The organism is Psychrobacter aquaticus CMS 56 (assembly GCF_000471625.1).
Classification (GTDB): Bacteria; Pseudomonadota; Gammaproteobacteria; order Pseudomonadales; family Moraxellaceae; genus Psychrobacter; species Psychrobacter aquaticus.
In genome coordinates this window covers 12,337-30,935 of record NZ_AUSW01000030.1, presented here as the reverse complement: position 1 = coordinate 30,935, position 18,599 = coordinate 12,337, and the positions used below count along the sequence as shown (strand labels likewise).

Annotated in this window: 14 protein-coding genes; 5 read left to right on the top strand and 9 right to left on the bottom strand. The window is 43.4% G+C overall.

Annotation, left to right across the window (positions count from 1 at the left end; genetic code table 11):
- Positions 1–92: 92 nt before the first annotated feature.
- Complete coding sequence (locus M917_RS07855; protein ID WP_021814268.1) at positions 93–764, top strand: DUF1294 domain-containing protein; 672 nt, start codon at positions 93–95, stop codon at positions 762–764.
- Between the two features lie 215 nt (positions 765–979).
- Here M917_RS07855 and lspA read toward each other — a convergent pair whose 3' ends face one another.
- The 4 genes from lspA to M917_RS07835 form a co-directional block, all read right to left on the bottom strand.
- Positions 980–1,615, bottom strand: coding sequence for a signal peptidase II (gene lspA, locus M917_RS07850; RefSeq protein WP_021814267.1), 636 nt, complete (start codon positions 1,613–1,615; stop codon positions 980–982).
- Positions 1,608–4,457 (bottom strand): isoleucine--tRNA ligase, encoded by a 2,850-nt coding sequence (ileS, locus tag M917_RS07845; protein ID WP_021814266.1) that lies wholly within the window; start codon positions 4,455–4,457, stop codon positions 1,608–1,610. Before ileS ends, lspA begins: the two co-directional genes overlap by 8 nt.
- Before the next feature lie 283 nt (positions 4,458–4,740).
- On the bottom strand, positions 4,741–5,310 hold the full coding sequence (locus tag M917_RS07840) for a protein disulfide oxidoreductase (RefSeq protein ID WP_021814265.1): 570 nt from the start codon (positions 5,308–5,310) through the stop codon (positions 4,741–4,743).
- Positions 5,311–5,556: 246 nt separating this feature from the next.
- Positions 5,557–7,194 (bottom strand): carbon-nitrogen hydrolase family protein, encoded by a 1,638-nt coding sequence (locus M917_RS07835; protein ID WP_021814264.1) that lies wholly within the window; start codon positions 7,192–7,194, stop codon positions 5,557–5,559.
- A gap of 512 nt (positions 7,195–7,706) precedes the next feature.
- Here M917_RS07835 and M917_RS07830 point away from each other — a divergent pair.
- Positions 7,707–8,339 carry a BLUF domain-containing protein gene (locus M917_RS07830; RefSeq protein ID WP_021814263.1) on the top strand — a complete coding sequence of 211 codons (633 nt, stop codon included), beginning with the start codon at positions 7,707–7,709 and terminating at the stop codon, positions 8,337–8,339.
- Positions 8,340–8,566: 227 nt separating this feature from the next.
- Here M917_RS07830 and M917_RS07825 read toward each other — a convergent pair whose 3' ends face one another.
- Complete coding sequence (locus M917_RS07825) at positions 8,567–10,009, bottom strand: FAD-binding oxidoreductase (RefSeq protein ID WP_021814262.1); 1,443 nt, start codon at positions 10,007–10,009, stop codon at positions 8,567–8,569.
- 369 nt (positions 10,010–10,378) lie between these two features.
- Here M917_RS07825 and serA point away from each other — a divergent pair, with 369 nt between their 5' ends.
- Positions 10,379–11,605, top strand: a complete 1,227-nt coding sequence (gene serA, locus M917_RS07820; protein WP_021814261.1) for a phosphoglycerate dehydrogenase — start codon at positions 10,379–10,381, stop codon at positions 11,603–11,605.
- Between the two features lie 201 nt (positions 11,606–11,806).
- Here the strand turns inward: serA and trhO are convergent, their stop codons facing one another.
- The 4 genes from trhO to metX all read right to left on the bottom strand — a co-directional run bounded on the left by trhO (position 11,807) and on the right by metX (position 16,107).
- A complete protein-coding gene (trhO, locus tag M917_RS07815) occupies positions 11,807–12,871 on the bottom strand; it encodes an oxygen-dependent tRNA uridine(34) hydroxylase TrhO (protein WP_021814260.1) in 1,065 nt (354 codons plus the stop codon).
- A 250-nt stretch (positions 12,872–13,121) separates the two neighbouring features.
- Entirely contained in the window at positions 13,122–13,703 is a 582-nt protein-coding gene (locus M917_RS07810; RefSeq protein ID WP_021814259.1) for a tetratricopeptide repeat protein, read from the bottom strand.
- A gap of 386 nt (positions 13,704–14,089) precedes the next feature.
- Positions 14,090–14,713 carry a methionine biosynthesis protein MetW gene (metW, locus tag M917_RS07805; protein ID WP_021814258.1) on the bottom strand — a complete coding sequence of 208 codons (624 nt, stop codon included), beginning with the start codon at positions 14,711–14,713 and terminating at the stop codon, positions 14,090–14,092.
- Positions 14,710–16,107: a homoserine O-acetyltransferase MetX gene (gene metX, locus M917_RS07800; protein ID WP_040642374.1), complete on the bottom strand. Its 1,398-nt coding sequence runs from the start codon at positions 16,105–16,107 to the stop codon at positions 14,710–14,712. Before metX ends, metW begins: the two co-directional genes overlap by 4 nt.
- A gap of 424 nt (positions 16,108–16,531) precedes the next feature.
- Between metX and hemH the strand changes: the two genes are divergently transcribed.
- Positions 16,532–17,551, top strand: coding sequence for a ferrochelatase (gene hemH / locus M917_RS07795; RefSeq protein WP_021814256.1), 1,020 nt, complete (start codon positions 16,532–16,534; stop codon positions 17,549–17,551).
- A gap of 199 nt (positions 17,552–17,750) precedes the next feature.
- On the top strand, positions 17,751–18,566 hold the full coding sequence (locus tag M917_RS07790) for a BPSS1780 family membrane protein (RefSeq protein WP_021814255.1): 816 nt from the start codon (positions 17,751–17,753) through the stop codon (positions 18,564–18,566).
- Positions 18,567–18,599: the final 33 nt, after the last annotated feature.

Below are 18,599 nucleotides of genomic sequence, written 5' to 3'. Positions count from 1 at the left end.
AAAGCTGAGAGTTTGCTCTTGGCTTTTTTTATGAATTAGTTAACAAGATATACTATCCATGACAGTCACCAATGATAAAAAAGTAGGTAGATATGGCAAACAAACAACAAGGCCACGTTCAAAAATGGCAAGATGACAAAGGCTTTGGTTTTATCGAAATGCAGAGTGGCGAGTCGGTTTTCTTTCATATCAACGAGTTTAAAGCGCGCCGTCGCCCTGAGGTTGGTGAGCAAGTGGTTTTTACGCTTGGGCAAGACAGCCAAGGCCGCAAGCAGGCAAAAGAGGTACAAGAGCTGGGATTTGTGCAGCAAAAAATGGCACAAAAGAATCAGCAAATTCGTCAGCGTAATGCCAAGCGTAGCGCCCAAGCGGACTTTGAAGATGGACAAAAAAAGCGGTTGTTCCTTGGTATTGGCTTTTATGGCGTGTTACTTTTATTGGCGGCAACTCATAAGCTGAGCTGGCTGGTGGTAGGCTGGTATGCCGCGCTAGGAATTATAACCTATGGGATGTATGCCAAAGACAAAGCGGCTGCCGAAAGTGGTGATTGGCGTACGCCTGAGTCCACGCTGCACGTGCTTAGCGCGCTTGGCGGCTGGGTCGGGGCAATGGTCGCACAGACGTATCTGCGGCACAAATCACAAAAACCTGAGTTTCGGGTGGCGTATTATTTGACCGTCGTGATTAACATGGCAGGGTTGTTGTTTTTATTGGCAGGTGGTGGGTTGGAGACGTTGGTCAATTTATTATCAGGGCTGATATAAGCATAACAGCAATACGCTATAGTGAGTTTAGTATAAAAGAATGAATTTTTCGTAGCCTCTGGTAGTAACGTTACAGCAAGCCAGAAAAAATTATACCAGTTCAGTGTTGGAGTATAATGGTTCTGTTTTATTTAGAATTGAATAAAAAATAATAGACAAAAGAAGGCGGATTACTGATACGTAACCCGCCTTCTTTTTTATAAAATTATCTAACGTTATGACTGTGGTACTTCACGCTTCTTTTCTAAAAACAGCATATCAATGACAATCAACGCCACACCGATACTGATGCCCATATCAGCGATATTAAAGATCGGGTAATGCCAAACGTCGGCATTATGAACGTGGATAAAATCAATCACATGACCATGTAATAAGCGATCGATTAAATTACCAATGGCACCGCCAAGCACCAAAGCCAGACCAGTAGAGAGTAATTTGGCTTGGCGCGGCGCTTTGAGCAAATACACGATTAAAAACAGAGACATCACCAGCGCCAAACCTGAGAAGAACCATTTTTGCCAACCGCCTGCATCTGCCAAAAAGCTAAAAGCCGCGCCATAGTTGTAGGCGAGTGTCCAATTAAGGAACGGCTCAATCACTGGCACTGGCTCATGGAAAGTCAGATTGGTTTCAGCCAACCATTTCGTCCACTGGTCAATGACAATCACGACCAGTGACAACAGATACCACACAAACGCGCGACTGCCATTGGCGATAATTTTTGGGGTCTTATTCAGCCGACCTTTAGGGATTGATGAGCTACCTGTAGTCGCATGAGCAGGCGTAGGTGAATGATCGACCTCGGTATGCGACTGCTTGTTGTCAGATGGATCCGTTGAGTTAGGCATAGTGACGCACCTCACCCTTACCAATGACGTTGGTGACGCAGCGAGCACATAACTCAGGGTGCGCGCTATTGCTACCAATGTCATCACGGATGTGCCAACAGCGCACACATTTGGTACCCGTCGCCGCACTCACATTCACTAATAAATCTACTGGCTCTTCTGTACTGATTCCAGTTTGCTCGTCTGTTTTTTTGGTAATATCAGCAGGCGCATCGCTCATCGGCTTTAGCGTAGCATTACTGGTAATCAGTACAAAACGCAGCTCTTCACTCAGCTTGGCTAGGCTTTCATACATTGCCCCATCAGCATATAGGCTCACATCAGCAGACAGGTTTGCATTGATGATTTTTTCACCGCGTGCGGTTTCTATGTTTTTATTGACCATGTCTTTAGCCAGCATGATACGCTGCCAGTCATCGTTGCTAATAGCGCTTAGCTCAAAAGTTGGGAATGTGTACCATTCTTCAGTGAACACATAGCTATCAGCACCATGCAATACTTCCCACGCTTCTTGCGCGGTGAATGACAAGATCGGTGTGATCCAGCGAATAAGTGCATGAGTGATATGATAGATCGCTGTCTGCGCAGAGCGACGCGGCTGTCCATCCGCCTGCGTGGTGTACTGACGATCTTTGATAATGTCTAAATAGAAGCTGCCCAAGTCCTGCGAACAAAACGCCGTCACATGCTGGGTGACTTGGTGAAAGTCCATGTCATCATAAGCACTAATGATATGACCTTGTACGGTTTGCGCACGTTCAATGATAAATTTATCAAGGCTGACCAACTCATTAACATCAACGCTGTCAGTTACTGGATCAAAGTCGTCAGTATTGGCCAGTAAGAAACGCAAGGTATTACGGATGCGGCGATATTGATCTATTGCACCTTTAAATGATGCTTTACCAGCGCTCATCTCATAACGATAATCGCTAGATGCAATCCATAGACGCAGCATATCTGCGCCCGTTTTATTGATCTCTTCTTGCGGGGTGATGATATTGCCAAGTGACTTACTCATCTTACGACCGTTTTCATCGACCACAAAACCGTGCGTCAATACTTGTTTAAACGGTGGACGACCGTACATGGCTTCAGACGTGAGTAAGGATGTCTGGAACCAACCACGATGCTGATCTGAGCCTTCCAAATACAAATCAGCAGGATTGGTTAGCTCATCACGCTGCTCAAGTACGGCAAAGTGCGTCGTACCTGAGTCAAACCATACGTCTAGCGTGTCGGTCGCTTTGTCGTAATCAGCCGCTTCACTTCCTAAGAAGTCTTCACAGCTGGCATCAAACCAAGCTTCTACGCCGCCCTCATTAATTTTTTGCGCAGCCGTTTCCATCAGCTCAAGGGTGTTTGGATGTAGCTCACCCGTTTCTTTATGCGTAAAGAAAGTGATTGGCACGCCCCATGTACGCTGGCGTGAGATACACCAATCTGGACGACCTGTCATCATCGCTTCGATACGGTTTTGCCCCCATGCTGGCGTCCAATTGACTTTAGGGATATCAGCGAGTGCGCGCTCGCGCAATCCTTTGGTCTCCATACTGATAAACCACTGCGGCGTGGCACGGAAGATAATAGGCGACTTATGACGCCAGCAATGTGGATAGCTGTGCTCAATTTTTGTGTGGCTGATTAAATGACCATTCTCATGTAAGGCCGCGATGATTTTCGGATTGGCCTTATAAATATGCTCACCCGCAAATACGGCTGCGCTCTCTAGATAAACGCCCGTACCACTCACTGGATTTTCAACAGGCAGATCATATTTTAAGCCAACGATATAATCGTCGAGACCATGACCAGGCGCAGTATGTACCAAACCAGTACCACTATCAGTGGTGACGTGATCGCCTAAGATAAGCGGCACTTGGCGGTCTGCAATCAATGGATGCTGGGCGCGCAGACCTTCAAGCTCGCGGCCTGATACGGTCGCAAGGATGCCTTTATTATCCAATTTGAGTTCAGTCAGTGCCGTTTCAACCAAGTCAGTCGCTAACAGTAAGTTGCCTTTTTCGGTCGCCACCACACTATAGTGATGCTCAGGATGTAACGAGATGGCTTGGTTAGCAGGTAGAGTCCAAGGCGTCGTGGTCCAGATAACAGCGGCAACGTTGTCTTTTATCTCAGCCAGTGCAGCCACTTTATCGATGTCTAGCACATCAAAGCTGACGTAAATCGCATCAGATACTTTATCTTGGTATTCGACCTCAGCTTCCGCCAAAGCAGAGCTACAGTCCAAGCACCAGTTAACGGGCTTCATGCCGCGAGTCACATGACCATTGTCATAAATTTTGGCAAGGGCGCGTACGATGTTGGCTTCTTGGTGAAAGTTCATGGTCAGATAAGGATTGTCCCAATCGCCAAACACGCCTAGACGCTTAAAGTCTGCCTTTTGCAGTTCAATCTGTGTGCTGGCATACTCACGGCAAAGTCCACGAAACTCAGTCGCAGAGACTTTTTGGCCGACTTTACCAACTTTGGCTTCAACTTTTTGTTCGATAGGGAGACCATGACAGTCCCAGCCGGGTACATAGGGCGCATCAAAACCTGACAGCGTTTTTGACTTAACGATAATGTCTTTTAGGACTTTATTCACTGCATGACCTAAGTGAATCTGACCGTTGGCGTATGGAGGGCCGTCGTGCAAAATATATTTGGTCGCACCCGCACGCGCTTGACGAATTTTACCGTACACATCATCGGCTTCCCAAGCAGCCAACCAATCAGGCTCACGTTTGGCAAGGTTTGCACGCATCGCAAATGGCGTATCGGCAAGGTTTAGGGTGTCTTTATAGTCATGGCTTGGTGTATCAGTACTTTTATCAGTCATAGAAGGTGTCTTTTTTAGAGGTAGAGTGGTTTGATTAAAATATCGGTTCAAAGTCGGTTGCAAAAATTAAGATGATATTGAACTTATTACTGAAATGTCGATGTTCGATGTATACGCTATTTATAAAGGCAGTGACGTCAATAATAAATGCTAACGAGACGAATGCAACATAAAATACGTTTATCAGCCATAAAATACAGGCATAAGAATAAATAAAAAAGATACGATGATAACTCAGCTATTATATGACAAAAAGGATAGGGTAAAAAGGGCTGACCAAACGCTAAAAAACCGATGATAACCATAGCCGTAGTTTTAATGACCAAAGTGGCTGAATACCGGTCAAACCTTGTGTCATCTCGCCATCTTTTAAAATCACATACGATGGCGTGACTTGTCCTTGCCAATCGGCAAAGATGAGGCCTTCTTGGTCGTTTATCGTCGTAAAATCATAAGTGTTTTCATTCAGGTAACCTTGCAGCGCTTGGTCAGATCCTGATTTAATGACGATAGTGACGACGGGGTAATTATTTGCCGCTGCCAGTTTATCTATAGTCGGTGAGGTGATGCTACAAATTGAACACCAAGTGCCCCAAAAATATACCAACGTTGGTTGCTCATGACTCAATGCTGCCAAATCAACCGTTTGTCCTTGATAGTCTGTCAATTGCAATTGCGGGTTGGCTGGCATGACGGGTTGTCGCCACCAATTAATCGCGGTATAAATCACGGCAAACACCAGACCATATAATAGTATGGTTTTAAAGACAGACCACACTTTTTGTTTTGGTGTTTTTTTAGGCTTTTTAATGACTTTGTCAGTATCAGTATCAGTATCAGTATCAGTTGTCATAATGGCTGCGTTTTTACTCTAAATATTTTTGATATAGCCAATCCACTATAAAAAATACAGTGCTGCTAGGATAAATTTTTGCAGCATCTGTCTGCGGAGGCACAGCAAGCAAAAAAATATTATCCTAGCAGTACGTAGTCATGGTTGTGCTTTTTTTATTTAGGATCAACTACAGATAAAAATAAACGGCTGAGTGGTCAGCCGTATTACCGAATTACTGTGTTAAAGGATACTCATTATAAGCAATTAAGGTTTTTGTGCCCGATTTTGCAGTGGATCACCAGTTAGTACGCTGCCTGAGTTTTCACGGCGTTCTTCATCACTTAATTTGCTGGCTGGTACTTTGGCTTTGCGTTTCCATTTTAAGCTAAACAAATCATCACGGCGGTCAATCAGATTATGTACCGAGCCTTCGTTACGAACGTGAGTGAGTTTATCTAAATTCACATCTGAGAAGAAGACCATCTCAGTGTTGGCCGTCGTTTCTGCCATAATCGCATCATGCGGGAACGCAAAATCCGATGGTGAGAAAATAGACGACTGCGCATACTGAATGTCTAAGCTCTCAACTTGCGGTAAGTTACCCACTGAGCCGCAAATCATCACATAGCACTCGTTTTCAATGGCTCGCGCTTGAGCACAGTGGCGCACGCGCAAATAGCCGTTTTTGGTATCGGTCCAAAAAGGCACGAACAAAATATCCATATCGTCAAGCGCCAGCAAGCGGGCAAGTTCAGGGAATTCAACATCATAACAGACCAAGATACCAATACGACCAGCATCCGTATCGAATACTTTAACCTCGTCCCCTCCTTCGATGACCCAAGCGCTACGCTCATGCGGCGTGATATGAATTTTGCGCTGCTCTTCCACCGTACCATCGCGGCGACACAGATAGCTGACGTTATATAGTGTGTCGTCTTCGTCTAGCAATGGCATAGAGCCTACGATAACGTTGACATTATAGCTGACCGCCAGATGAGAGACTTCGTTTTTGAACCATTCGGTATAACCTGCCAAAAAGCGAATAGCAACGTTTTGATCCGTTGACTCACATAGACCCATCAATGGCGCGTTAAAAAACTCTGGCAGGCAAGCAAAGTCTGAGTTGTAATCGGCCATGACATCGACAAAAAACTCGACTTGTTGTAATAGCTCTTCAGGAGACTCAACCTCACGCATTTGCCATTGAATACCACCGATACGCACTTCGGACTTGCGCGTATTAGGCTTATAATCTTGTGGCTCATAATAAATATTTGCCCATTCAAGTAGCGTGGCAAAACCTTTAGACTGTGCATCATCTGGCAGATAAGCGGTCAAAATACGCTTGACGATAAAGCCGTTCGATAATTGGAAAGACAGCGCGGAATCATGAATCTCACGAGCCGCCACCGCGTCAATATAGTCGCCAGGCGTGAGGTCTTGATGATTATGATAGTTAGGAATGCGCCCACCTGCCAGAATAGCGCGGAAGTTAAGTTGGCGGCACAACTCTTTACGGGCATCATAAAGCCTACGGCCTAAGCGATAACCACGATATTCAGGGTCAATCAAGGCATCTAGACCATAGATCGCATCGCCTTCTGGATCGTCTCTGATGATTTCTTTTTGACCAATCAAATCCTCATAGGTATGCGGGTTTGAAAACTTGGCATAATCAACGCGCATGGATAGCACAATACCAATCAATTGATCATGGTCAAACATAGCAATCTGACCTTCAGGGAAAGCATCTATCAAGGTATGAATGGTCGTTTTTGACCAAGCACCACCTAAATTGACATAGACACGATCCATTAGTGCTTTTAATTGCGGATAATCTTTTTTCTTGATTTCAGCAATTGTAAGATGCAAATCGTCTAATTTATCTATTTTACTCATAATTTTCCTGTTTTAGATCTCTACTGGTTTGGGGATATCAAATAGGGAGACAGGATAGCACTCAAGCTAACCAGTCTTTGTGTAACAGAATCGATAAAAATATTCCAATAATGAAATATTACTGTTACGATAATTTATTGTTGTATTTACAATAGGTTAGGATGGATATTCTATCTTACCTCGTTTATCGATTTTAATTTAACTGAATCTGATTTGATCAAAATATTAATCAAAAGTTAAATAAGTTGAATATTTACGACAGCTTTCAAACTGATGGTATGAGTAATTTCTCATAGTTGCCTGATATCATTTCTACATAGCATTTCTTAGTACCCTTCATTCTTAGTACCTTTTGTTTTGTTCGCTATCATAACAAGCTACCTCATCAATGACAGTCTAACGTGGTAACTGTTTACTACGTTTTTGTGAGTCGGTATTTTTTCTTTCGGGCATAGTTTTGTTTTGCTTGTTTCATTTTGTCGTCTATAGGCGGCTTTTTAGGATTATTTATTATGCCCCCAAATTATAACGATAGAGTCAGTATGGGTGATGAAATAGAAGACTCAGCATTGGTACAGTTGGTCTATGTTAGCAATCTGACGCTTGGTTCACGCTTGAGCGCCTCTATATTTGATGACATAGAATCTCATGCGCGAAATTTTAATCAACAGCATGGCATCACAGGTATCTTATGTTATGGCAGCGGTTGCTTTTTGCAATGTATCGAAGGTGAGAAAGCGCACGTATTTGCATTAATGGAGCGCATTTTTATCGATAGCCAACATAAAAATGTTGAGATAATATTGCTGCAGACTATAGATAGTCGTAGCTTTATCGATTGGCGTATGCGTTCGCTGTTTTTGGAGCGTTGGCTATGGTCACCCGCCAGCAAAAACCAAGCCGCAGAGCTATCGCCTTATTTGCCATTTTTTCCTCACAGCTGGTCGCCTGATCGTACCAAGCAGTTTTTACAAATTATCGAAACCTTTGATAGTCTGCCGCATATTCAGGCAGCAGGCATTACTTATAATGCACTGGGTAATATGTTTCGTCATATTGCGGCACCGCATCAAGCTTTTTTAATCGTTCAGGGCTTTTTGAGTCTGTTGCTTGTGGTGGGGCTGGCGCTGTTATACTTTTGGTGAATCAAAACACGTGACTCTGATGTCTCTTATAGTTAATCCACTATAAAAGAGTTATTGTGTTAACCTCGCTTGAAGTATTACGTATACATCTGCGCTCGGTTGCCTTGTCCTTCTTTTGAATTGAATCAACTATATAAGATTTATACTCGACAACAATAATAAAAAAAGACGCCAACCCTTTTTAAGTTCGCGTCTTTTTTATATGAATTTAACGGTAAAACAAACCATCACATATCAAAAATCTTGCCACGGTTCATGATGTTGTTTGGGTCAAAGACTTTTTTGATGTCTCGCAAATACTCGATTTCAGTCTCGCTACGGCTATAGTGCAGATACGGCTTTTTGGTCATGCCAACACCATGCTCAGCAGACACTGAGCCGCCGTATTTTTGTACCGTATCAAATACGTACTTATTGACGATCTGACATTCGGCAAAAAAGTTATCTTTGTCCATGTTTTCTGGTTTTAGAATATTTAAATGCAAGTTACCATCACCAATATGACCGAACCAGCAGACTTCAAAATCAGGATAATTGCTGCTGACAATGTGATCAATCTCAGTGATAAAGTCAGGCACATAGCTAATCAGTACGGATACATCGTTCTTATAAGGCGTAAATACTGAGATGGTCTCAGAGATATATTCGCGCAGCTTCCACAGTTCAGCCGCTTGCGCCAAACTTTGGCTCATGACGCCATCGACGATCCAGCCTTGCTCCATACACTGTTCAAATATCGCCATTGCCTTATCCATGATTGGCTCGTATGGCGCTTCAAATTCTAGCAACGTATAAAACTTGGTGCGCGATTCAAACGGCTCTTGTACTTGTCCATGTGCCATCAGCTTATCAATCGCGATATCGTCAAAGAATTCAAACGCGGTCAAATCAATTTGTGCTTGAAAGGCGGATAGCACATTCATCACATCGTTAAAGCTGTCCATACCCAGCACCATGACGTTTAAGTCTTGAGGCTGACGTTCAAGCTTGATTTGCGCGTGAGTCACAAGACCAAGTGTGCCTTCACTTCCGATAAACAATTGACGCAAATCATAACCCGTGGCGTTTTTGACCATACCGCGATTGAGATGCAAGATATCGCCTTTACCGGTAACTACTGTCAGTCCCATGATCCATTGACGGGTCATGCCATAGCGGATGACCTTAATGCCGCCAGCATTGGTACCGATGTTGCCGCCTATTTGGCTAGAGCCTGCTGAAGCAAAATCGACAGGGTAGTAGAGGTCTTTTGAATCGGCGAATTGTTGTAATTGCTCAGTCACCACACCTGCTTCAATCTCGACCATGCGATCAGCAGGATAAAACTGACCAATACGGTTCATTTTATCCATGCTGACGACAATCTCGCCATTGGCGGCGACTGCGCCCGCAGAAAGACCTGTGCGACCGCCACTAGGCGTTATGACGACGTTGTATTCATTGGCAAGTAACACGATAGACTGTACTTGTTCGGTAGTTTTTGGAAAGACGATGGCAGCAGCAGCTGGAGTAAAATGCTTGGTCCAGTCTTTGCCCCAATGCTCTAAACTCTCGGAGTCAGTTTTGATTTGGCTGGCGTCAAACTGATGGGAATCAAGCAGTGTGCTTAAAATCGTTTGGACAGCGGCTGTATTGGTCTTAGATGGGCTTTGGCTAGATAAAGAAGTCATGGTCAAGTCTCAGTATAAACGTAAGCGCTAGGCATAAAAGGGGTATTATGTCGCTATATCGACATAATTAAGGGTATATAACGGTATTCACATCATTATATTCCTATAACTGGGCGTGAATGGATACGGCAATTATAAAATGATATAAATGTCGTACCTAGATTATAAATAGTAAAAAAGTGTTTAAGCAACTTTGAACAGAATGGTTCACTATAGCATAAAATTTTTTCAGGCTTGATAATCAATAATTCATCTAATCTGCTAACATCGACGTCGGATTTTGTGTAAGATATCTAGACTGTTTTCGTTTCATCCATCATAGATTATCCCTTAGGTAATTTAATAAGACAATTATAGGACAGTTCTCACATGGCGTTATCACTACAAAAAGACAAAATCCGTTTTCTATTGCTTGAAGGTCTACATAGCAATGCTTTAAAAGTATTGGAAGGCGCTGGTTATCATAACATTGAGAATATCAGTCATGCCTTGGATCAAGATGAGCTGATTGAGAAAATCAAAGATGCTCACTTTATTGGTATTCGTTCGCGCACTCAGTTGACGCGCGAAGTACTTGAGCATGCGCACAAGCTTATCGGTATTGGGTGCTTTTGTATTGGTACCAACCAAGTAGATTTAGATGCAGCTCGCGACCTCGGTATTCCCGTCTTTAACGCACCATTCTCGAACACCCGTTCGGTCGCTGAGCTGGTATTGGCCGAAGCCATTATGCTGTATCGCGGTATTCCTGAAAAAAATGCAACCGTGCATCGTGGCGGCTGGGGCAAGTCTGCGACCAACTCACATGAAGTGCGTGGCAAAACCATCGGTATCGTCGGTTATGGTTCTATCGGCTCGCAATTGTCTGTGTTGGCAGAAAGTTTCGGCATGAAAGTCATTTATCATGATGCAGTGACCAAATTGCCATTAGGTAATGCCGTACAAGTAGGTAGTTTAGAAGAGCTATTATCAACGGCCGATATCGTGACGTTGCATGTGCCTGATGTGCCAAGCACGCGCTACATGATGAAAGCTGAACAATTCGCACAAATGAAAGAAGGCAGCTACTTCATCAACGCTGCTCGCGGTACGTGCGTCGAGATTGATGATCTTGCTGCGGCGCTTGAGTCTGGTAGAGTATTGGGCGCGGCTATCGACGTGTTCCCAAAAGAGCCAAAATCTGCGGACGAAGAGTTTGAATCGCCATTGCGTAAGTTTGACAACGTCATCTTGACCCCGCATATCGGTGGCTCAACGCAAGAAGCTCAGGCCAATATCGGACTCGAAGTTGCAGATAAGTTCGTCAGATACTCAGATCAAGGCGACACTGCGACAGCCGTAAACTTCCCAGAAGTTTCTGTGCCGTTTAAAGAAAACTCGCATCGTCTGCTACATATCCATAAAAACGTGCCCGGCGTATTGTCACAGATTAACCGTCTGTTTGCTGAAGCGGGTATCAACATTTTAGCGCAGAGCCTAATGACTGAAGGCGATGTTGGTTATTTGGTTATGGACGTTGACTACAACGATTCGACAGCCGCTTTAGATCAGCTAAAAGACGTAGAAGAGACTATCCGCGTACGTATTTTGTTTTAGTATAGTCAATCCACTTTAAAAGAGTTACAGCGTTAACCTCGCTTGAAGTATTAAATATACATCTGCACTCGGTTGCCTTGTACCACTTTCAAATTGGATCAACTATATCAGCGCTCATTGTTTTAATTTGCACTGAATATTTATAAAAAAAAGATGCTCTAGTGAATAGGGCATCTTTTTTTGCTTTTATCAATCGTAAACTTATTCAGTGTTGGCTTTATTAGCAGCCTCAGCTTGACGACGCGCTTCAATCTTGGCTGCCTTACGTTTTTCTATCACATCCATGACGTCGCTACCGATATGGGCTTCACCACGTTTTTGTGCCAATTGCATTTGATGCTCACGCTCACGGAATCTTGCTTTTTGCTCATCGGTTGCTTTATCGATACAATGCGGGCATGACTCGCCTTTGATATAAGCGGGGCTTTGCATATCAGCGATAGTAATGGGCATACGGCAGGCAAAACACTGCTCATAACTGCCTTTTTCTAAATTGTGATTAACCGACACGCGATTGTCAAAAACAAAACAATCACCTTGCCACATAGAATCACTGGCTGGAATTTCCTCCAGATATTTTAAGATGCCGCCCTCTAGATGATAGACTTCTTCAAATCCTTGTTCGCGCATATAGGCGGTCGATTTTTCACAGCGAATACCACCGGTACAGAACATAGCGACTTTTTTATGCTTAGACGGATCCAGCTCTTTTGCCACGTATTCTGGAAACTCACGAAAGGTTTCTGTATTCGGATTAACCGCGTTTTGGAACGTACCGATTTTTACTTCGTAGTCGTTTCGGGTATCAATCAGAATAACGTCAGGGTCTGATATCAAGGCATTCCACTCACTGGGTTTCACATAGCGACCGACTGACTGTAATGGGTCGATGTTCTCGACGCCCATGGTGACAATTTCTTTTTTAAGTTTTACTTTAGTACGATAAAATGGCTGAGCGTCGGTATAAGACTCTTTAAAAGTAAAACTGCCAATTGCTTCGATACTGCGCAGATAGTCAAGGACGTTATCGATGCCTTGACGTGTGCCAGAAATCGTACCATTGATGCCTTCGCTGGCAATTAATAAAGTGCCTTTAACATCATTGTCGAGCATGGTGGTTAGAATTGGCTCACGGTATTGTTCAAAGTCAGCAAAGCGCGTGAATTTATAAAGGGCGGCTACGACAATATTATTGGTGACGCTGTCGTAAACAGGGGCTGACTTGTTGTCGGTCAGGGTGTTATTGGTTTGTTGAGTCGTACTCATTTTTTTCTCCTGCTGGCTAGGTCGCAAACCCAGTGCAATACGTTAAGTGTTTTAAGAGGCTTATAACATTGGCGCAATTGTGGAATTGGCTAATGCGCGCGTAGTGTAGCAAATTTTGGTAGAGTTTTGAATGGGTTGTGTTTGAATGTTTTATCAAATCCTACTGGTTTGACAAAAGAGTAAGAAATAAAAAAGCCCAGTAAATTACTGAGCTTTTTTCATATTCACTGCGTTAGGCCACAATTTGAGCTTACTTACTCTGGAACCAAGTGTCCGCTTTGGTGCGAGCACTAGCGATATCAGCGCTTGATAAGTTCAATGCCAATTGACCAATTTTACCGCGTGCTTTGTTACGAACTTTTTCATCGAGCATGCCGTCACGGGCAGCCAAATCGTACCATTTATAGGCATCAACAAGATTTTTTTGTTTTTCATCCAACAAAGCAAGTGTATAGCTGGCACGATTGTCACCACGCATGGCAGCTTTTTCTAGCCAACCACGGGCTTGTTGTAAGTTCGGTTGAACACCTTCACCGCGCAAATACATGATGGCAAGGTTCAACTGAGCAGGGGCAACGCCTTGTTGGGCAGCTTTGGTATACCACTGAATGGCTTGCTGAGTATTCTGGGTTATACCTTCACCCTTTTGTAGGCGTTTGGCCAAATAAAACTGAGCGTGATCGTTGCCTTGGGCAGCACGGGCAGACAGCTCACTGACAGGCATTAGCTCAAAACGAGAAGTATCAAGTGGTACATTTGATATTAACTCAGCGTTGGCGATACCCGCACAAGAAAATAATGCGGTAAACAACGCAGCTTTCAATAATTTCATAGCAGCTCCAGAATGAGGCAGTTAATAAGCAAAAGAAAAAGTTGTACCGCTAAATCAGTTTAGGCGGCAATAACAATTAGGTGACATCTTGCAATATCAACTTACCTAATCATTAGCAATATCATTCATCATAGTAGTGTGGCAACGCGACCTAATTGAACCGATGAACGGTGGCTGTAGGTGTGCGGTTGACACTATCTCGCTAGCTTAACACCCAAACTTACGAAACTCAAATACTAATTACACGATTTAATGCTTACTTATACCCCTATGTCCTGAATGAAATCATAGAGTTACTTGATTGTAAGGATAGCTTAACATGGCATTAAGGTTAAAAATCATCCTTATCAGATTTGAAACAACCTTTTATAAAGAATAAAAAATACTTAATGTGAGTCAGATTTTTGTTTGGTGACGCGATAAATAGCAACATCTGCCAATAGATTGGGCGCTTGTCTTATCAATGCTGTCATCAGTGGACTATGAGCTTTTTCAGAGTCACTGACCGCAAAGCGATTGATAATATGTATGTCATGCTGCGCACACAGCTGCTCAAAGTCTTTAAAAGTGCATAGATGAATATTGGGTGTGTTATACCATTCATAAGGCAGTGCTTCTGAGACGGGCATCAGACCTTTTAGCCCTAAATGCAAGCGGTTTTGCCAATGAGCAAAATTAGGAAAGGTGATGATGGCCTCACGAGCGACCCGTAACATGTCGAGCAATAGCACATCCGGTGCTTTTACTGCTTGTAACGCTCGCGCCATGACAACGGTATCGAAGCTATTATCAGCGAAGCGTGCCAGACCATCATTGAGATCTTGCTCTATGATAGATAAGCCTTTTGCGATGCCATCATTGATTTTTTCTTCATCAATCTCTAGTCCATAACCAGTGACACCGCGCTTTTGTTGCAAGTGCGCGAGTAGCTCGCCATTACCACAGCCCAAATCCAGTACATGCGACTGCGGGGCAATCCAGCGCTCAGCCAATTGATGATCCATTCTCATGAGCGCGCTCCTGATTTTTTCTGACAGTTTTGATGGCTGTTATGTCGGCTATTTTTCGACTGACTGTCTGTAATAAATGGCGCGGTCAAAAATCCTTTGACGGCACCCATATAACGTGGAATATCAAATAAAAACGAGTCATGACCATGCGGTGCGTCGACATTAATATAGTTGACCGGCTTCCCAGTAGCCATCAGTGCATCGACAATTTCCTGTGAGCGTTCGGGCGCAAAACGCCAATCAGTGGTGAATGACACGACTAAGTATTGGCATTGCGTATGAGCAAAGGCAGCTTTAAGCGCTGTCAGCTCTTGCTGGCGGTCATGCTTATGCTCATCTAAAGACGTTATCGTATCCTCTAGCTCACTTTCAGAAGCTTCTTTGGTGGCGTTGACGGACGCGGCAATTGAGCTCTCAATTTGTATAGATGGCTCGATCACTTCTGTTTCCGACGCTGGTGAATAATCACGTGTCGGGTCAAAATAATCTAAGGCTTTGGTCATTAGCAAATAAGTATTGGCATCGAAATTTTCGCTAAAGCGTTCGCCTTGATAGCGCAGGTAGCTCTCAACTTGAAACTCAACGTCGTAACCATACATAAACTTGCCCGACTTTAAATCACGACCAAATTTGGCTTTCATTGCATCATCGGTCAAATAGGTAATATGGCCAACCATCCGTGCCAAGATAAGGCCGCGACGAGGATACGTGCCTGCTTGTAAGTAGCGTCCGTCTTTGAAGTCAGGATCAGAGAGAATAGACTGACGGGCAACTTCATTAAAAGCAATGTTTTGTGCCGATAGCTTAGGCGTGCTGGCAATGACCACGCAGCGTTTCAGTCTGGCTGGGTAATCAACCGACCACTGTAACGCTTGCATCCCGCCCATCGAGCCACCAACGACAGCATGCCACACGTCAATGCCGAGGCGGTCTGATAACATGGCTTGGGTTTTTACCCAGTCTTTGATGGTGACTAAGGGAAAGTCAGGGCCGTAGACTTGTGGTTCGCTGTGCTCGTATACATGGTTGTTGTCTGAATGATTGCCGTCTGAGCTGACACTTTCTGGCTTGAGAGTCGTTGGGCCTGTGGAGCCAAAACAGCTACCAATATTGTTAACACACACCACATAAAATTGATTGGTATCGATGGCTTTATTCGGGCCAATCATATTGTCCCACCAGCCGGCTTTTTTTTCATCGGTGTTATGAAAACCTGCCGCATGATGACTGCCTGATAGGGCATGGCAAATTAGAATAGCATTTGATTTGTCGTTATTAAGCGTACCGTAAGTTTCGATTATTAGATCGAACGAAGGCAAGGTTCTATTACACTCTAAAGTCAAAGGCTCAGCGAAATGAAAAATTTGGGGCGTGACAATCCCAACTGAGCCTATTGAGCCAGTCGAATGCGGTTTGTCTTCGGGGGACTGGTCACTGGTATTATCAGGGCGTGCGTTCAAAGCTACCTCGCAAGACAACAATCATCAATAAAATAAAAGCAGTATGGCAATATGCCGACATGCTATGCTTGCCTATTGTATGGCGATGCGCCTATGAGTACAACCTTTGAGGGATATCTTTTGAGCCAGGTTTTATAGGAACTGTATAATAGATAGATAATGGTGGGTAATAGAGAATAGCCACTGAGTATAAAATTGTATAAGGGCACTTTTACCATGCGTTATGAATGGATAAAATGCTACACTAACAAGCCGTTTATTCAATCATGTCTTAATAATCTTTTATCTGATATTGTTTGACATGATCTTATGTCTTTCTTTAACTTACTCATAAACCTACTTATAAAATAGTGCTGCTATGAAACCTGAACTGCCACCACGTATTGCCGTCCTACTAGTCAACCTTGGTACACCGGACGAGCCGACTGCGCCTGCGGTGCGTCGTTACCTAAAACAGTTTTTGTCAGACCCACGGGTGATTGAAATCCCAAAATTCTTATGGGCGATTATTCTGAACCTGTTTGTCTTGCCAAGCCGTCCGAAACGCGTGGCAAAGGCTTATGCCAGTATTTGGGAAGGTGACTCGCCGATTCGCAAGATACTAAAGAGTCAAGTTGAGTTGCTAGAGCCACGTTTGGCAAATACAGCAGCGCCATTTCGTGTCTCTGTACATCCAGCGATGAGTTATGGCAATCCTGGTTTGCCTGACGTGATGGATAACTTGCGTAGTGAAGGTGTGGATCATTTTGTCGTTTTGCCTTTATTTCCGCAGTATTCTGCCTCTTCAGGCGGTGCGGTATATGATGCGCTGACTAAGTGGACGCTAAAGCAACGCAATTTGCCAAACTATACAATCGTCAAAGACTATTTTGCGCATCCGCTGTATATCCAAGCGTTGGCAGATTCGATACGTCGTTTTCAAGCAGAGCATGGCAAACCTGAAAAGCTGATGTTTAGCTTCCATGGTATTCCGCAGCCTTATGCTGATAAAGGAGATCCGTATCCTAAACGTTGTAAGTGTACGGCGGCGCAAGTTGCCCACGCATTGGGTCTTGGTGCAGATGAATGGATTATCAGCTTTCAGTCGCGCTTTGGTAAGCAAGAGTGGGTCAAGCCATACACTGATGTGGTGCTTGAAGACTGGGGCAAGTCAGGCGTGCGCTCAGTTCAGGTCATCAGTCCTGCATTTTCAGCGGATTGTCTGGAAACGTTAGAGGAGCTTGCCATTGAGAACCGTGAAAACTTTCTCCACGCGGGTGGACAAGAATATCACTATATTCCCGCATTAAACTTGGATGACGCACATATTGATTTGCTTGAAGCATTGAGTGCGCCTTTAGTCAAAGGTTGGGCGGGTACGTTAGACGGCTGGGCGTAGTTGACTGTATTTGTAAATCATAAAAAATACCGAACATCATGTTCGGTATTTTTTTGGCTAAATGATTTTAATGAAGTTGATTAAAATAGAATAAAGTTGGGATTTTTTGTGACTGATATGTAAAAATATGCCAAACAAAATTTTGTTTTATGACAATTGTTAATTTTGCTTTTGCTTAACTTTATTTTTGAGAATAAATATGTCCAGCTTTAACGATTCACAACCCTCTGTGTCTCTACAAAAACCTAACAGCCGACCACCGAATTTACCGCCAACTGACGAGTATGGTGGCCTATTGCCGCAGTTATTGGCAGAACCTCGAATGTGCCAAGCAGGATGGGGCATAAGTTGGATTACCAAAGCATTTGTAATATTTAAAGATCAATTTTTATTATGGTTAGCTATAGGGGTTGCTTATTTAATTATTGCTATAATTGGCAGTAGCATACCCGTGATAAATTTCATTTTCCCTTTTCTTTCTTTTGTTTTTGTTGGTGGAATAATAAAAGGCTGCGCCGTTCAAGTTGTAGGCAGCGAGCTGAAGTTTGATCATCTTTTTTCAGCCTTTTATACGCATCTCAAACCATTAATTATTTTGTTCATATTGTATTTAGTGGCTATTATTGTTGTAATGATACCTATGCTGATTATATTCGGCGGTATGGCTTTATCGTTAGGTCAGGAGTCAAGTGACGTTGCTATCGTAGGTATAGTATTGGGTTCTTTACTACTTTTTATATTATTATTTCCTGTACTTATGGCTATCTGGTTTGCACCTGCCTTAATTGTGCTTCACAACATTGAGCCTGTTCAGGCAATGAAAATGAGTTTTAAAGTGTGTTTAAAAAACATCTTACCATTTTTAGTTTTTTGGTTGATTGCTCCTATAATAATGATATTGATGGTAGTTTTTACACTAGGACTAGGTCTTTTAGCACTGTTTCCAATAGGTATGATTACTTACTACACCAGTTACCGAGATGTTTGGACGGATCAGCCATTGTCAGGGGTATAGTTGGTTGCTTAACAGACTCTCGTATTAGAAGCG

What these genes read in the sequence shown, in the direction of transcription:
- M917_RS07855 (WP_021814268.1), top strand. Translation starts at nt 93, where the DNA reads ATGGCAAACAAACAACAAGGCCACGTTCAAAAATGGCAAGATGACAAA.
- lspA (WP_021814267.1), bottom strand. Translation starts at nt 1,615, where the DNA reads ATGCCTAACTCAACGGATCCATCTGACAACAAGCAGTCGCATACCGAG.
- ileS (WP_021814266.1), bottom strand. Translation starts at nt 4,457, where the DNA reads ATGACTGATAAAAGTACTGATACACCAAGCCATGACTATAAAGACACC.
- M917_RS07840 (WP_021814265.1), bottom strand. Translation starts at nt 5,310, where the DNA reads ATGACAACTGATACTGATACTGATACTGATACTGACAAAGTCATTAAA.
- M917_RS07835 (WP_021814264.1), bottom strand. Translation starts at nt 7,194, where the DNA reads ATGAGTAAAATAGATAAATTAGACGATTTGCATCTTACAATTGCTGAA.
- M917_RS07830 (WP_021814263.1), top strand. Translation starts at nt 7,707, where the DNA reads ATGCCCCCAAATTATAACGATAGAGTCAGTATGGGTGATGAAATAGAA.
- M917_RS07825 (WP_021814262.1), bottom strand. Translation starts at nt 10,009, where the DNA reads ATGACTTCTTTATCTAGCCAAAGCCCATCTAAGACCAATACAGCCGCT.
- serA (WP_021814261.1), top strand. Translation starts at nt 10,379, where the DNA reads ATGGCGTTATCACTACAAAAAGACAAAATCCGTTTTCTATTGCTTGAA.
- trhO (WP_021814260.1), bottom strand. Translation starts at nt 12,871, where the DNA reads ATGAGTACGACTCAACAAACCAATAACACCCTGACCGACAACAAGTCA.
- M917_RS07810 (WP_021814259.1), bottom strand. Translation starts at nt 13,703, where the DNA reads ATGAAATTATTGAAAGCTGCGTTGTTTACCGCATTATTTTCTTGTGCG.
- metW (WP_021814258.1), bottom strand. Translation starts at nt 14,713, where the DNA reads ATGAGAATGGATCATCAATTGGCTGAGCGCTGGATTGCCCCGCAGTCG.
- hemH (WP_021814256.1), top strand. Translation starts at nt 16,532, where the DNA reads ATGAAACCTGAACTGCCACCACGTATTGCCGTCCTACTAGTCAACCTT.
- M917_RS07790 (WP_021814255.1), top strand. Translation starts at nt 17,751, where the DNA reads ATGTCCAGCTTTAACGATTCACAACCCTCTGTGTCTCTACAAAAACCT.